Origin of the sequence: Mesorhizobium sp. L-2-11, assembly GCF_016756595.1 — a bacterium.
In the GTDB taxonomy this organism is placed as follows: Bacteria; Pseudomonadota; Alphaproteobacteria; order Rhizobiales; family Rhizobiaceae; genus Mesorhizobium.
The window spans coordinates 1,973,850-1,989,721 of sequence record NZ_AP023257.1 but is presented as its reverse complement, the minus strand read 5'-3'; the positions used below and the strand labels follow the sequence as shown (position 1 = coordinate 1,989,721).

Sequence of the window (15,872 nt, the reverse complement as noted above, 5' to 3'; positions counted from 1 at the left end):
GCGGGCCCTCGGCGGGTACTCGTGACATGGAACCTCTCCGAAGTGATTTGTTCACTGGGGAGAAATTCCCACTTGCCGCCACATGAATCCAGCGACATTATTTCAGTGATATGCTGAACCAAACTGATCTATCGCGTGTCGACCTTAATCTCCTGGTGTTGTTTGAGACCGTGCTGGAAGCGCAGCATGTCGGTCAGGCGGCGGGAAGACTCAACCTCTCGCCATCGGCGGTCAGTCACGGTCTCGCGCGCCTGCGGCGACTGCTCAACGATCCGTTGTTCCTGCGAACGCCGAAGGGCGTGGTGCCGACCGACCGGGCGTTGGAACTGGCCGAGCCGGTCGCCGACATTCTCGCGCGGGCGCGCAGCGTGATCGCCACTGCCGCGCCGTTCGACCCGGCTACCTCAACACGTCGTTTCACGATCGGCGCACCCGATGGCGTCTCGGCGGTGTTCCTGTCCCCGCTTCTGGCGGAACTACGCAGGCTCGGTCCGCGCATCGACATCAGCGTGCGGCAAATCCTCCCCCCACGCGCCGTTAGGACGATCGAGGGCGTTTGGGAACCGGTCCTCGCCGACCTCGATGCGCGTGCCATGGATATTGCGGTGGTTCCCGCCGACGAGGTTCCGGCGCGGTTCGTTGCCCGGACCCTTTACGAAGAGGATTTCGTGATCGCGATGCGCGCCGGGCACCCGTTTGGCAAAGACCCGACGCTTGATGCATTCTGCCGGATGCAGCATCTGATCGTTTCGCTCACCGGAGATGCCTACGGCTTCGTCGACGATATTCTTGGCGAGCACGGATACTCACGCCGGGTAGCGCTCAGTGTCCCCAACTTCATGTTCGCGCTCGCGGTCATTGCGGAAACCGACCTCATCGCCGCATTGCCCAAGACGTTCGTGGCCATGTACCCGCCGCGATTCGGCGTGGTCAGCGCCGAGGCGCCGCTGCCGCTGGTTCATTCCCGAATTCGCGCGATTGCCTCCAAGGCCGCCCTCATGGATGCGGGCGTGGCCTGGCTCTTTGACCTGCTGGGAAAGCCGTAAAGCCTGCAAATGTCTTTGGATAAAGAACGCCTCTTACCAGCGCACCAGACATTGCCTCGTCAATAACAGCCGTCTCTTTAGCTAGCGATCCATGCCGACAGCAAGGGGCGCGACACCTTCGCTTTTCGATCCGATCTGCAGTCCCCATCTCGAGATTGCCGACGGCCTGCGCATTCGGACACCCTATTCGGAGACCGTCCTTAGGGAACTCCACGAAATTCCCTGGGCAAGTCGGGACAATGAACTCCGGCGTGGCGCGTCCCGATTCGGCCGTAAGAGGAACTACGGCGCCGGTGGCCGACAACCGAAGAGGCTGCCCTACGAGCGGAAAGAATGGCGACCAAACCAAAAGCACCCCGATTCCCGATGCAAACCATTGGCAGCGAAAGCGGAAGCTTCCTGAGAAGCATGGGTAGCCAGGCGGTGAGGAGCACGATTGCTCCAAAGACCGCCAAGAGGAGGGCATCGGACTGCATGTGCGTTTAGGTCATTGAACGCATCTTCGCGCCAACCTTCTTCCAACCCGAGCACAAACAGGCACCCCTCCAACATTCGCCCGCCATATGCTTCCCCAACGCATCGCTTGACCGACGCTATCGTAACACGGACTTGGAGCCGCTGTCCGCGCTTAAGGGGCACCGTCAGCGGCGACCGGCGCCTGCATGCGGAGGCGATCCGCGGCTTATGCCTTCACCAATTCGGTAACTGAGGCTCGAGCAGGATTGATCCGCGTATCGCATTTCAGTTCATTGGCCAAACGATCATAAGCATCGGCACGGCAACAATGATGACGAGGAACGATAACGGCAGTCCCAGGCGTGGATAGTCGCTGAAACGGTAGCCGCCAGGCCCCATGACCAGCGTGTTGCACTGGTGGCCTATCGGGGTGAGAAAATCGCAGCCGGCGCCAATGGCGACTGCCATCAGAAATGCTTCCGGCCTGTAGCCGAGATCGCCGGCGAACGCGGCGGCGATAGGCGCCATGACCAGAACGGTGGCGGCATTGTTGAGGAATGGCGTAACGGCCATCGCGGCGACAAGGATAAGCGTCAGTGCGCCGGTCGCCGGCAGAACGGTCCCCAGTTTGGCAAGCTCGCCGGCGATGACTCCTGTCGCCCCGGTGCTGCGCAGCGAATCGCTGACTGGAATGAGAACGGCGAGCATGACGAGGATCGGACCATCCAGCGATTGGTAGACGTCCCGGAGCGGGATGACCCTGAAAAGCACCATCCCGACCGCGGCCGCAAAGAAAGCGACGGAAACCGGGAGCAGCCCGAACGCAGTCGCCAGCATGGCGAGAGCAAGGATGATTACCGGCACGATACCCTTACGGACGCTGCCAAGCAGGATAGCCCTTTCTGCCAGCGGCAGGCAGCCGAGCTCACGCAGTACATCGGGTATCGTCGCTGCATTGCCCTGCAGCACGACGACGTCGCCGAGCCTCAGCTGGACTTCGGCCAGCCTGCGGTCGAGGCGCTCGCCGTGACGGCTGACAGCCAGCAGGTTGACATTGAAGCGGTGATAAAGGGCAAGGCGCTGGGCTGTCCAGCCGATCAAAGGGGAGCTTTCACCGATGACGGCTTCGATGGCGACCATCTCGCTGGCCATGTCGTCACCGCTGACCCTGTTACCCGTAACGCTGAGCTTGCCCTGGGAGACAAGGCGATCCAGCGCCGCCGGGTCGCCCTCGAGCAGCACAATATCGTTCAGTTTGAGGACGACGTCGGGCAGTGGCGTCATCCGCATGGTCCGGTTGCGCAGGATCGACGTCACGACAGCATCGCCGCCGGAGAGCTTCATGAGGTCTGCGACGGTTTTCCCGAGCACAGTGGAATCGCGGACAATTTTGGCCTCTGTCAGGTAATTCTTGATGTCGATGGCTTCATTCACCGACCCGCCCAGCTTTTCGCGCACCGGCAGCAACCAATAGAAAAGCACCAGGAAGGTCGTTCCGGCGGCGGCCAGCGCGGCTCCAACAGGCGTGAAGTCGAACATTGTGAAGGCGGCGCCGGTCAGTTCCTCCCGCACCCGGGACACGACGACATTGGGAGATGTCCCCACCTGCGTCATGAGTCCACCGAGCAGTGACCCGAACGCCATAGGCATGAGGAATATCGACGGTGAAACGCTCGACCGGCGCGCGAACTGGAAGGCTATCGGGATCATGATCGCGAGCGCGCCGATATTCTTTACAAAGGCAGACAGGATCGTGACCACGATGACCAGCAGCGCCAGTTGCGAGCGAACGCCCGACAAGTTCGGAGCGAAGCGCCTGATGGCAACTTCCATGATGCCCGAGCGTGCGATGCCTGCGCTCACCAGCAGGGCACTGCCGACAATGACCACGATATCGTCGCTGAACCCGCTGAAGGCTTCGTCAAAAGGCACGATGCCGATCGCCAGTGCTAGCAACAGTGCCGCGGCTGCAACCAGATCATATCGATACCGACCCCATACCAGCGCCGCCATCATTGCGACGATAACGGCGAATGACAGGATTTGCGGCACGGTCATGTTGCGGATGCCCCCGGCCACTCGTGCAACTGATCAGAACGGCCAACCCGCCCCTTGGTTGCTTTCGCTGATCGCGGCTTTGCCAGCACGCTTGTGAATGCCGAGACTTCCATGCTTGCCGACAAGCCCGTGTGGGAGCGATGTTCCTGGCTCTCGCAACCAGGCCCTGGGTGGCGCTTTCAACCCGGCCGGCGCTGACCGTTCCGACCTTACATCGATAGCCGTCATTCTCGCTAGTGCCCGGCTCGCTAGTGGTCCCGGATCGGGCCGCGTCAGGCCTTCTGCTTTGCTGCCGCCTTCCTGGTCGGCGCCTTTTTGGCCGGCATTTTTGCGCCTGCCTTGCGGCCCAGGCCGATTGATTTCGCCAGCTCCGATCGCTGCGCAGCGTAGCTTGGCGCCACCATCGGGTAATCAAACGCCAGCCCCCATTTGGCTCGATACTCATCGGGTGTCATGCCAAGCAGCCCCAAATGGCGTTTCATCGACTTGAACTTGCGGCCGTCTTCCAGCGAAATGATGTGGTCGGGAAACACCGACTTCTTCGGATTGACCGCCGGGGCCCGCGCGGGCTGCTCGACTGCGGGCGGCGCCCCCAGGGAAGCGAGAGCGGCGTTCACAGTGGCTATGAGATCCGGCAGGCCGGCGACCGGCACCGCGTTGTTTTGGACAAAAGCCGCGACGATATCGGCGGTCAAGCCCACCAGATCCAGATTTCGGCGGTCTGTTTCGTCAGTCAAATCGTCAACTCCTCTTGAGGTCCCCAAAAGGTCCTATTGTGGAAACCCGGATTGTGCAACGGTTCGGCCGAAGGGGCTGACGCCGGCAAGCGCAATAGCGTTATCGAACAGCAAAAAAATCTCCGCTCGCGCACCACGCGGCAGCCTCAAGAGCTGCAAACGACCGGGCGATTCGCCATCTTCTCCATCGAGAACCGGCGAGATTGTCAGAGTGCTGCTTGCATCGCCATCCCAACGCCTCATGCGCCGTCGAAGATCCGGCCGCGGTTCAGGATGCCCTTTGGATCGAGCGCGGCCTTCAGCCGGCGCATCGTCCCGATCTCGGCCGCACTTCGCGACAGATGCAGCCAAGGCTTCTTGTCGATGCCGATGCCATGTTCGGCCGCGATCGACCCGCCGCTCTCCGCAACCATGCGATACACCGTCTCCATGGCCTCGCGAGCTTTCGGCGTCGCGAGCACATAGTGCAGATTGCCGTCGCCGAGGTGGCCGAAGACGAGGAACTCCGTCTCGGGATCGACGCGCCGGACGGCCGCCTGACTGGCGCTCAGGAAGGCTTCGATGCGGTGGAGCGGCACGCTGACGTCGCCGCCGACGATGTGATCGCGCGTGCGCACATAGTCGGAGCAGGCGTCCCGCATCGTCCACAGCGATTGGAACTCGCGCGGCGACTGCGAGACCACCGCATCCTCGGCATCGCCCTCCTCCAGCGCTTCCATGAGGCTCGCCGAAAAGCGTTCGATGGCCTGGTCGTCGCGGAACGACTGCACCTCGGCGAGCACGTAGAACGGCGCCTGCGCCGCGAGCGGGCGTGGCATGCCGAGGAAGCCCGTCACGCCCGCATAGGCCTGTGGCAGCATGATCTCGAATGCCGAGAGACCTGGGCCGACGGCGCCGCGCAGGCGTTTCAGGAGAGCGAGCGCGGACCCGACCGAGGGGACCGCGACAAATGCGTTGGCCTCGTCCAGGGGTTTTGGATGCAGCCGCAACAGGGCCTTTGTCACCACGCCCAGCGTTCCCTCGCTGCCGATGAAGAGCTGGTTGAGGTCGTAGCCGGCATTGTCCTTGTCGAGGCCGCGCAATGCAGACAGTACCGTCCCGTCGGCAAGCACCGTCTCCAACCCCGCCACCTGGCCGCGGAACATGCCGTATCTCAGCACGCGGATGCCCCCGGCATTTGTGGCGACGTTGCCGCCCACCGTCGCTGAGCCACGCGCGCCGATGTCGACGCCGAACTGGCAGCCGGCGGCATCGGCTGCTTCCTGGACCGCCTGCAGCGGCGTGCCGGCCGAGGCAAGCACCGTGCGCGTGAGCGGCTGAACCGCGCCGAGCAGGCGCATGCGTTCGGTCGACAGAACCGCCTCCCCGTCGGCGATGCGATGCCCGCCCGAGAGCCCGGTCCGGCCGCCCTGGACAACCAGCGGCTGGGCGAAATCGTTGCAGGCGGCGAGGCAGGCTGCCACTTCTTCGGTCGTTCCTGGCCGGGCTACAAAACGGGGCCTGGCCGAATAGCGCCCTCTCCGATCCTCCTGGTAGCGCGGCTCGATGGCGTCCCCGACGAGCAGGGCATTGCGCGGCAAGATGGACGCAAGCCGATCGAGCAGCGCGGCGGGGACGCCGTCGCCGGCGTGGATGGCAGTCGGAACGGGAACTGACATTGGGCGTCCTCGAAATGCGAGATCGGAAAAAGTCGAGCCAGGTTTCCCCAGTCAGCCGCGTTGTCAGCCGCGAAATCAGCCGCGGGGGGAATAGCCGAGTGCGATCGAGATGCTGCGTGCGGCCTCGATGACGTCGACCGAATACTGCTTGATCTGCTTGCGCTTGATGCGGGTGTCGGGGCCCGACATGCCGATCGCGCCGACCAGTTCACCGTTGCGGCCGAGGATGGCGCAGGCGCAGGCAGCGATGCCCTCGCGCCATTCGCCGTGCAGGACGGCCGCGTAGCCTTGCGCACGCGCCAGTTCCACGTCCGCCCGCAATTCCTCCATCGCCGAGCGTGTGGCTTCGGTGTAGCGCTTCAGCTGCGGGCGGAAGCGTTCCAGATAGCTGTCGGGAAGCTGCGCCAGCATGGCCTTGCCGGTCGCCACCGCGTAGGCGGGCGCCCGGGCGCCGACGCTGGTGTGGGCGCGGATGTGGTGATCGCTCTCGATCTTGTCGACATAGAGGACCTCGGTGCCCTCGAGCACCGACAAATGGATCGTCTCGCCGGTCGCGGCGGCGAGCCTGGTCATGGCCGGGCGCGCCAGCTTGACGAGATCCATGCGGCGGATGACGTGATTGCCGAGCTCCCAGATCTTGGTCGTCAGCTCATAGGTGCTGTGCGGCGGGATCTGCCGGACATAGCCATGCGTCTGCAGCGTCGTCAGCAGGCGGTGGACATTGCTCTTGGTGAGCTTGAGCTCGGCGGCCAGGTCGGTCACGCCCCGGGGCTGTTCACTGAGCGCAAGCGCCTCCAGAAGTCGCAATCCCTTGATGAAGGCTTTGTCCATGTATGACCGCTTCGATGTCCATACCTTCGATGTCCATGCTGGGGCTGTAGCACGCCGGGCCGCGCCACCAAAGCCCGCTGATGAGGGCGGCCGCGATACGCAACCAGCGGCCGCCCTCATCGTAATGGGAGGCGTTACTGCGCGAGCAGGGCGTTCAGCTTCTCCTGGCCGTACTCCTCATTCGTGGAGTTGCCGGCCGGCGACGGCGCGCCCCAGTAGTCCGGACTCCATTCGATCGCGCGCGAGACGTTCTTCGGGTTGTTGGCCCAATAGATGCTGATCGCGGGATCGGCGGCTTCGAACACGACCGGGGATGGCAGCGCCACCGGGAAATTCGAGGTCAGTTCGGCCGCGCGCTGCGGGTCGAGGCGCCACGACAGCAGCTTGTGGGCGTTCTCCCGGTTGGGTGCGCCCTTCGGGATCGAGAAGAAGTCGTAGTAGACGAAGCCCTGGTTCCATTCGAGCTCGACCGGCGCGCCTTCGAGCGCCAGCTTGCTCATCGAGCCTGTATAGGCCATGCACATGTCGGCCTCGCCATCCAGCAGCAGCTGCGGCGGCTGGGCGGAGGTGGTCCACCATTTGGCGATGTGTGGCTTGATCTGCGCGATCTTCTTCAGCGCTCGCTCCATGTCGAGCGGGTAGAGCTTGTCCTTCTCGACCCCGTCCGCCATCAGCGCCGCCTCGAACACGAAGCGCGGCCAGCCTGGCATGCAGCGGCGGCCCGGGAACTTCTCGACGTCCCAGAAGTCGGCCCAGCTCCTGGGCACATTGTCGCCGCTGAACTTCTCCTTGTTGTAGACCATGGCCACGCCGATCACCTGCAGCGCCACGCCTTTCTTGCGTTTCAGCTTGTCGGGCATCGCCGCCAGCGTCTTCTGGGCCGGCTCGGACAGCATCGAATAGTCGATATCCTCAAGGCAGCAGTCGCCGAGCAGCTTGGTTTCCTGATCGAAGATGAAGGTCAGGTCCCATTCGGCCTTGCCGGCGTCGGCCTGGGCCTTGATGCGCGGCCCGCTGCGGGCCTCCTGCACGGTGATGACCTTGATCCCGGTCTCCGCCTCGAACGGGTCGTACATCACCTCGCGCAGCGCCTCGCCGTAGCCGCCGCCCGGGTCCTGCATGATGACCTCGGTGCTCTGGGCCATCGCCATCCCGGTGCCCGCACTCGCAGCAACGGTCGCCGCAAGCAGCGCCGTCGACAGTCTGCCTATCGTCCTTGCAAACATTTCAGATCTCCTCCGATTGATTTTTGCAGTCTCACGCCACGCCCCGCGACCCGGCCAGGACCGGCCGCGCGAGAGCTATTCCGCCCACGACAAGCAGCACCTCGAGGGTCGACACGACCGCGAGGACCGGATTGAGCTGGTAATTGATGTCCGCCCACAGCATGAGCGGCAGGGTTTTCAGATGCGCGCTCGACAGGAACAGCGACAGCACCAGTTCGTCGAACGAATGCAGGAAGGCGAAGAAACTCGCAGCGGCGAGCCCTGGGGCGATCGCCGGCAGCGTGACGCTGGCGAACACGGTCACCGGCGAGGCGCCGTGGACGGCTGCCGCCTGCTCGAGCCTGGGATCGACCGCCTGCAGCGAGGCCGCGACGATGACGACGACGATCGGCAGCCCGCCGATCGCGTGCGCTGCCGCCAGCCCCCACATCGAGCCGACCAGATCGAAACGCAGGAACAGCGTGTAGAGTGAGAGGCCGAGCACCACCGGCGGCACGATCACCGGGCTGACCAGCAGCAGCATGATCGCAGCCTTGCCCCTGATGCGACTGCGCACGATGCCCATTGCCGCCGACGCACCCAGCGTCACGGCGATGCAGGCCGACATGGAGGCGATTGCGAGCGAGTTCCAGAACGCCGCCATCCAGTTGGAATCGGAGAAGAACTTCTCGTACCAGCGCAGCGAGATCGCCGGCGGCGGGAAGGTGAGATAGGTGGCGCTGCTGAAGGAGATGATCATCACCACCACGATGGGCAGGATCAGCCCGGCCACCACGACGCCGCCCATCACGCGAACCGTCCAGGTGCCGAAACTCTGCGGCAGGCGGCCGGCCAGGCGCAGCAGCGGCCAGCCGATCGCATCGGCTGCCGCGCTGGCCGGTGAACGCCGCCTCGCGGAACCGCGCCGCGCCGCGCCGGCGGCCGGCTTCGCCGCCGCATCCGACAATCTGCTGCCGCCCCAGATGAACTCGAAGCCGAGGAAGCGGCCGGCGATCCCCACCACGGCGAGCGTAATGACCAGCAGAACCACGGCCAGCGACTGCAGAAAACCCTCCGAGGTGGCGAAATCGGCCTGCTGGGTGATGTGCATGGCGAACATCTGGTCGGCCGGGCCGCCGAGCAGGGTCGGCGTGATGAAGAAGCCGAGCGCCGTCACGAAGACCAGCAGGAAGCCGGCCCCGACGCCTGGCAAGGTCAATGGGAACAGCACCCGCCAGAACACGGCGATCGGCCCTGCCCCGGCGGCCTGAGCGGCGCGCGCCAGGCTCTGGTCGAGGCGCGCCACGCTGGCATAGATGCTGAGGACCATCAGCGGCAGGAGAACCGCGGTCATGCCGAGCAGGACGCTGCCGCGGTTGAAGAGCAACTGCGCCGGTTCGGCGAAGACGCCCAGCGCCGTCATCAGCTTGTTGACCGGGCCGTTGCGGCCCAGCAACACCATCCAGGCGTAGGTGCGGATCAGGATCGCGATGAAATAGGGCAGCACGATCGCGGTCGCGATCAGCACCTGGGCCACGCCGCGGCTGCGGTGGATCAAAAGCGCGGTCGGATAGCCGAGCAGCAGGCACAGGCACGCGACGGTAAACGAGATCTGCATCGTGCGCAGAAGCGATTCCCAGTAGAGCGGAACCGAAAAGACGCGCTCGAAATAAACCGACCAGGTCGGCCCGCTCACGCTGATGCGGCTGAGGTCGATCAGCGGCAACAGATAGATGAAGGCGAGGAAGCCGGCCGCCGGCAGCAGCAACAAGGCGGGATCCTTGATCCGCTGCGAAAGCCGGACCGCAGGGGTGCGCGCCGGCCGCGCGTCAAAGGCGGCGGTCGTCATGACAGGACCCAGCAGTCTTCGGCGCCCCAGCTGAGATGCAGCGGGTCGCCGACCGACGGCAGCGGGCGGCCGACCCTGTCGGTGCAGCGGATGAGCAGGGTCTCCCCGCCTTCCATCCGTGCCTCGACGCGCAGGATTTCGCCGAGGAAGAGCGCCGAGGTGACGACCGCCGGAATCGAGCTCGCCGCCGGCATATCGGAGATCGCGATGCGCTCCGGGCGGACGAGGACTGTTACGCGTCCGACGTCGATCGCGTCACGACTCTCGGCGCTGAATAGGTAGCCGGCGCGGTTCTTGAGCGTCATGGTGGAGCCGCGCTTTTGCACGACCTCCGCCTCGATCAGGTTGCTCTCGCCGACGAAGGAGGCGACAAAACGGTCCTTCGGGCGACGATAGATTTCGGTCGGCGTGCCGACCTGGATGATCCTGCCGGCGTCCATGACCGCGATGCGGTCGCTCATGGTCAGGGCCTCGCCCTGGTCGTGGGTCACGAACAGGATCGTCGAGCCGAGGGCCTGGTGGAGCTGGCGAATCTCGATCTGGATCGACTCGCGAAGCCGCCGGTCGAGGGCACTCAGCGGCTCGTCCATCAGCACGACCTTGGGCCGCAGCACGATGGCGCGTGCGATCGCCACGCGCTGCTGCTGGCCGCCCGACATCTGCGACGGCATCTTCCCGGCATGGTCCGACAGCCGCATGATCTCGAGCGTTTCGGCGACGCGCCGCTCAGCCGTTGCGCGGTCGATGCCGGCCATGCGCAGCGGAAACGCGACGTTCTGCGTCACGGTCATGTTGGGGAACAGGGCATAGCTCTGGAAGACCATGCCGAAGCCGCGCTTGTGGGTCGGCACGTCGTGGACGGCCTGACCATCCACCGCAATCTCACCCTCGTCGAGCCTCTGGAAGCCGGCTATGAGGTTGAGAAGCGTCGTCTTGCCGCTGCCCGAGGGACCAAGCAGCGTGATGAATTCGCCGGGCTCGATATCGAGGCTTATCTGGTCGGCGGCGCGGAAGGCGCCGTAGGACTTCACCACATCGCGAATGGCGAGACCCGATCCTATCACGCTTCGCCCCTTGGCGTCGCCCGCGGCGCCAGGGGCATTGTCGGCGATGCTGCGGCGCTCGACGCGCCAGGCCATCTCGTCGGCCATCTCACCACTCCTCCCTCTGTTCCATATTGTAGAACAGCATTCTGTTTTTTATCATTCGCCGCCGCTTCGCGCTTGTCAAGCCTTTCGTGAAATGCCTGCCTCGCCACGGTTTGCCCCGGTGGTCGGAGCCGTTTCGCCTTACTGAACCATGCGAATCCGGGCCGAAACCGGATTGACAGGCACCAGCACCTGCGACTACGCTATTTTTCAGAATAGTGTTCTATATTCTAGAACCATTGCAAGAGCCGAAAGCCGGCCGTCCGTTCGCCCCAAGCGAACGGGACGGAATCTGGAGGATTGACGTGCCGACTTCCCTTGGCGACATGGCGAAGAACATCGAACAGGGCATGCGGATCGCCCTGCCTGTCGATTATGCCGGCGTCTCGATGGCCATGACGAAGCCGATCATCGAACGGGGCGCCGGCGATCTTCACCTGATATGCGTTCCGACCGGCGGCCTTCAGGTCGACCAGCTGGTCGGCGCGGGCCTGGTGCGGACGGTGGAGACCAGCGCCGTGTCGCTCGGCGAAGCCGGCGGCGCCCCCCGCTTCAACGAGGCGGTCCGTGCAGGCGCGATCCGGGTGATGGACGCGACCTGTCCGGCCATTCATGCCGGCCTGATGGCGGCGCAGAAGGGAAGCCCCTTCGTGCCGATGCGCGGCCTCATCGGCACCGACGTCCTGCGCTATCGCAGCGACTGGCGGGTGATCGACAACCCCTTCGCGGAGTCTGGCGACCCGATTGTTCTCATTCCCGCCATCAGGCCGGACATCGCCGTTTTCCATGCCCCGGTCGCCGACCGTTTCGGCAATGTGTGGATCGGACGCAGGCGCGAGCTCGCCGCGATGGCCTATGCCTCCGCCAAGACAGTCGTGACGGTCGAGCGCATCGTGGAGGAGAGCCTGCTCCTGTCGGAGACCACCGCCGCGGGCACCTTGCCGGCGATCTACGTGACCGCGGTCGCCCATGCGCCGAAGGGCGCGTGGCCGTACGGCTTGTGGGGCGAATACCCGACCGACACCGCCGAACTCCTCCGCTATGCCGGCGCGGCACGGACCGCCGACGGCTTTGCCGACTACATGCGAGCCGACGCGATGGAGCCCGTGCAATGAGCCGGATCCTGCCACGCGAGGTGCTGATCGTCACCATCGCACGGCTGCTGGACGGGGTTCGCCACGTCGCCGTGGGCGCCTCCTCGCCGATTCCCGCCGCGGGCGCCATGCTGCTGCGCGCCATCAAGGCACGGGCCGGAGCGCCCGAGCCGCGCCTGTCGATCCTCGGCTCCGTCGAGCACAACTTCTTCACCAACGGCTCGGCCGAGCTGTTCGACTGCGCCGGCCAGGGCCGCATCGACGCCTTTTTCCTCGGCGGCGGCCAGATCGACGGCCACGGCAATGTCAACCTGGTCGGCGCCGGCGAATACCCGCGCTCGCGCGTGCGCTGGCCCGGCTCCTTCGGTTCCAGCTATCTCTACTTCGTCGTGCCCCGCGTGATCCTGTTCCGCGAGGAACACAGCCCGCGCGTCTTCATCGACAAGGTCGATTTCGTCAGCGCGCCCGGCCTCAGCGATGACGGCGTCTACCGCGCCGGCGGGCCCTATGCGTTGCTGACCGGCAAGGCGCTGTTTGCCTTCGACAAGGCGCGGCCGGGCTTCCGGCTGGAAAGCGTGCATCCCGGTCACGATCTGGAGGATATCAGCCGGTCGACCGGTTTTACCTTTGCCCACGACGAGGCGCCGCGACAGACGGAGCTCCCGGACGAGTCGACGCTAGCCGTTTTGCGCGGGCGTGTCCTCGACGAGCTGGCGCAAACCTATCCCGGCTTCGCCGACCAGATGCGCAAGGATCTGGACCGCGCTCAAGCGCCCGCCGGGCTCGCCTCATGAATGAACTGGACAGGATGATGATGCTGAACACGGGCTCGCTGGCCAACATCAAGGTGATCGACGCCAGTCGCGTGCTGGGCGGTCCCTATGCCGGCCAGGTGTTGGCCGACCACGGTGCGGCCGTCATCAAGGTCGAGCCACCTGCGGGCGACGAGACGCGCGGCTGGGGCCCTCCCTTCCTCAACGGGACCGCGAGCTACTTCCTCGGATTGAACCGGAACAAGCGCGGCATGGCGCTCGACATGGCGCAGCCGGCCGGGCAGGAACTGCTTTTGGCGCTGCTGGAGACGGCGGACGTCTTCATCGAGAACTTCAAGACCGGCACGCTCGAGCGCTGGGGCCTGACCCGTGAAGAGCTGGAGCGGCGCTTTCCGCGCCTCGTCCACTGCCGCGTCTCCGGCTTCGGCGCCGACGGGCCGCTCGGCGGCCTGCCGGGATACGATGCCGCGATCCAGGCCACGACCGGCATCATGAGCGTGAACGGGGAACTCGGCGGCCAGCCGCTGCGCGTCGGCCTGCCGGTCGTCGACATGGTGACCGGCCTCAACGCGGTGATCGGCATCCTTATGGCGCTCAACGAGCGGGCGGTGAGCGGCAAGGGCCAGTTCGTCGAAACCACGCTGTATGATTGCGGCATTTCGCTGCTGCATCCCCACTTGCCGAACTACTATCTCTCCGGCCAGGTCGCAGAGCCGTCCGGCAACGCGCATCCGAACATCTGTCCCTACGACACATTCGCCACCGGAACGGAGCCGATCTTCCTCGCCGTCGGCAACAACCGGCAGTTCCAGACGCTGTGCCGGATCATCGGACGCCCCGACCTGCCCGACGACCCGCGCTTCGCCAGCAATGGCGAGCGCAGCATCAACCGCGATGGCCTGAAGGTCGAACTCGAAAAGGCGCTCGCCGCGTTCGAATGCGATCCGCTCGCCGATACTCTGATCAAGGCGGGCGTGCCGTGCGGCGCCGTGCGCAGGATCGATCAGGTCGTCGCCGACCCGCATACCCGCCACCGGGAGATGGTGGTCGACATCGGCGCCTACCGCGGCACCGGCAGCCCGATCAGGATGTCGCGAACCCCGGCGAGCTACCGGTTGGCGCCGCCGCATTTCGCCGAGCATACGGCCGAGATCCTTGGCGAGGTCGCTGTCGACGGCGATCGGTACCGGGACGTCCTGCCCGGGTTCGACGGCGACGGCCCCGCCCGGGCCAGGACGAAGACCGCATAGGAGTGCCGCCAATCATGGACCTGGTATCGCAAACGCGTCCGCTGTCGATCGGGATCATCGGCGACGGCTTCATGCAGCCCGGCTTCTTCGAGCAGGCGCTGTCGAGGCGGCTCGGCAAGCGTGAGGCGAGCTACCGGCAGATGCAGCTCGACTGGCCGCTCAAGCTGCAGTCGACGAAGTTCGATCCGCATCTTCCGGTGGCCGAATTCGTCGGCCGCCCGGAGCACTATTTCGAGTTCATCGCCGACCTCGATATCCTGGTGACGCACCTGGCGCCGATCACGGCCGACAGCCTCGGGCATGCGCCGAAGCTGAAGATCATCGCGGTGTCGCGCGGCGGGCCGGTCAACATCGAAATGGCGGCGGCTCGCGCCCGCGGCATCACCGTCGTCAACACGCCCGGCCGCAACGCCTCGGCGGTCGCGGAGTTCACCATCGCCTCGCTGCTGGCGCAGACGCGTAACCTGACACGGGGCCATCTGTCGGTGGCGAGCGGTGAATTCCGCCGCGAATTCTACCATTACGACCATGTCGGCCCGGAACTGGGCGAGCTCACGATCGGCATCGTCGGCTTCGGCGACATCGGCTCGCGCGTGGCGCGGCTGCTGCGGCCGTTCGGCTGCCGCATCGTCACCCATGATCCGTTCCGCCATCTGACGCAGGAAGAGGCCGAGGCCGGCATCCAGAAGATGGAGCTGCACGAACTCCTGTCCCATTCGGACGTCGTCACCTTGCATCCGCGCGTCACACCGCAGACCAAAGGCATGATCGGCCGCGCCCAGATCGCCTCGATGAAGCCCGGCTCCTACATCGTCAACACGACACGCGGCCAGGTGCTCGACTACGACGCACTTTACGACGCGCTGGTGTCGAGACAGTTGCGCGGCGCGGCGCTCGATACTTTCGATCCCGAACCGCCGCCGGCCGATTGGCCGCTGCTGAAGCTGCCCAACGTGACGCTGTCGCCGCACATAGCCGGCGCCTCGCGCCTTTCCATCGCCAAGGCTGCCGACATGATCGCCGAGGATATCGGTCGCATCCTGGAAGGCAGGCAACCCCTCTACCCGACAAAGTGAGATGGCACCCGCAATGACCGACGAAGAACACGCGCTGAGAACCGAACTGATCGAGGCATGCCGCAGCATGAACAGCCTCGGCATCAACAAGGGCACGGCAGGCAACATCAGTGTCCGCCATGGCGACGGATTCCTGATCTCCCCTACCGGCATCCCCTACAAGGACCTCGTCGCCGAGCACGTTGTGGCGATGAACTGGGACGCCAGCTTCGCCGGCGACGTCCTGCCGTCGAGCGAGTGGCGCTTTCACCGCGACATCCTGCGCGCCCGGCCGGACCTGAGGGCGGTCGTCCACACTCATTCAACGCATGCGACCACCGTCTCGATCCTCGGCAAGGACATTCCGGCGATCCATTACTCGATCGCCGCGACCGGCGGCGCCACTATCCCATGCGCGCCTTACGAGATCTTCGGCTCGCAGGCGCTGGCCGACGTCGTGGTCAAGGCCCTGGAGGGCCGCCGCGCCTGTCTCATGGCCCATCACGGCGTCATCGCGGCGCATGGTTCCATCGCCCGCGCGCTGGCGCTTGCGGTGACGGTCGAGCAGTTGGCGCAGCAATATCTTCTGTGCCTGCCGCTCGGCGAACCGCCGGTGCTCTCGGACAGCCAGATCGCGGAGGTGCTGGTGAAGTTCAAGACCTACGGACAGCAGGGCACGGCCGCGCCCGAAGGGCTGCGGCGGGCCTCCTGA

General features: G+C 65.2%; 13 protein-coding genes. 6 read left to right on the top strand and 7 right to left on the bottom strand.

Features of this window, described 5'->3' with window-relative positions; all coding sequences use genetic code 11:
- The first annotated feature begins 110 nt into the window (after positions 1-110).
- Entirely contained in the window at positions 111-1,046 is a 936-nt protein-coding gene (locus JG739_RS09555; RefSeq protein ID WP_202366244.1) for a LysR family transcriptional regulator, read from the top strand.
- A 741-nt stretch (positions 1,047-1,787) separates the two neighbouring features.
- Here the strand turns inward: JG739_RS09555 and JG739_RS09550 are convergent.
- The 7 genes from JG739_RS09550 to JG739_RS09520 all read right to left on the bottom strand — a co-directional run bounded on the left by JG739_RS09550 (position 1,788) and on the right by JG739_RS09520 (position 10,991).
- Positions 1,788-3,560: an SLC13 family permease gene (locus JG739_RS09550; protein ID WP_202366243.1), complete on the bottom strand. Its 1,773-nt coding sequence runs from the start codon at positions 3,558-3,560 to the stop codon at positions 1,788-1,790.
- A gap of 272 nt (positions 3,561-3,832) precedes the next feature.
- Positions 3,833-4,297, bottom strand: coding sequence for a MucR family transcriptional regulator (locus JG739_RS09545; protein WP_202366242.1), 465 nt, complete (start codon positions 4,295-4,297; stop codon positions 3,833-3,835).
- A gap of 239 nt (positions 4,298-4,536) precedes the next feature.
- Positions 4,537-5,955 carry an FAD-binding oxidoreductase gene (locus JG739_RS09540; protein WP_202366241.1) on the bottom strand — a complete coding sequence of 473 codons (1,419 nt, stop codon included), beginning with the start codon at positions 5,953-5,955 and terminating at the stop codon, positions 4,537-4,539.
- Positions 5,956-6,030: 75 nt separating this feature from the next.
- Positions 6,031-6,786, bottom strand: coding sequence for an IclR family transcriptional regulator (locus JG739_RS09535; protein ID WP_202366240.1), 756 nt, complete (start codon positions 6,784-6,786; stop codon positions 6,031-6,033).
- Between the two features lie 134 nt (positions 6,787-6,920).
- The gene (locus tag JG739_RS09530; protein WP_202366239.1) at positions 6,921-8,012 is read right to left on the bottom strand and encodes an extracellular solute-binding protein; all 1,092 of its coding nucleotides are present in this window, start codon (positions 8,010-8,012) and stop codon (positions 6,921-6,923) included.
- A 31-nt stretch (positions 8,013-8,043) separates the two neighbouring features.
- Positions 8,044-9,840: an ABC transporter permease subunit gene (locus tag JG739_RS09525; protein WP_202366238.1), complete on the bottom strand. Its 1,797-nt coding sequence runs from the start codon at positions 9,838-9,840 to the stop codon at positions 8,044-8,046.
- Positions 9,837-10,991 carry an ABC transporter ATP-binding protein gene (locus JG739_RS09520; RefSeq protein WP_202366237.1) on the bottom strand — a complete coding sequence of 385 codons (1,155 nt, stop codon included), beginning with the start codon at positions 10,989-10,991 and terminating at the stop codon, positions 9,837-9,839. The genes JG739_RS09525 and JG739_RS09520 overlap by 4 nt, the downstream gene beginning before the upstream one ends.
- Positions 10,992-11,314: 323 nt before the next feature.
- Here JG739_RS09520 and JG739_RS09515 point away from each other — a divergent pair, with 323 nt between their 5' ends.
- From JG739_RS09515 to JG739_RS09495, 5 genes are read left to right on the top strand one after another with little or no spacing between them, the layout of a single operon-like run.
- Entirely contained in the window at positions 11,315-12,103 is a 789-nt protein-coding gene (locus tag JG739_RS09515; protein WP_202366236.1) for a CoA transferase subunit A, read from the top strand.
- Positions 12,100-12,876 carry a CoA transferase gene (locus tag JG739_RS09510; protein WP_202366235.1) on the top strand — a complete coding sequence of 259 codons (777 nt, stop codon included), beginning with the start codon at positions 12,100-12,102 and terminating at the stop codon, positions 12,874-12,876. Before JG739_RS09515 ends, JG739_RS09510 begins: the two co-directional genes overlap by 4 nt.
- On the top strand, positions 12,873-14,105 hold the full coding sequence (locus JG739_RS09505; protein WP_244749773.1) for a CaiB/BaiF CoA transferase family protein: 1,233 nt from the start codon (positions 12,873-12,875) through the stop codon (positions 14,103-14,105). The genes JG739_RS09510 and JG739_RS09505 overlap by 4 nt, the downstream gene beginning before the upstream one ends.
- Before the next feature lie 14 nt (positions 14,106-14,119).
- Positions 14,120-15,181 (top strand): 2-hydroxyacid dehydrogenase, encoded by a 1,062-nt coding sequence (locus JG739_RS09500; RefSeq protein WP_202366234.1) that lies wholly within the window; start codon positions 14,120-14,122, stop codon positions 15,179-15,181.
- Between the two features lie 13 nt (positions 15,182-15,194).
- Complete coding sequence (locus JG739_RS09495) at positions 15,195-15,872, top strand: class II aldolase/adducin family protein (protein WP_202366233.1); 678 nt, start codon at positions 15,195-15,197, stop codon at positions 15,870-15,872.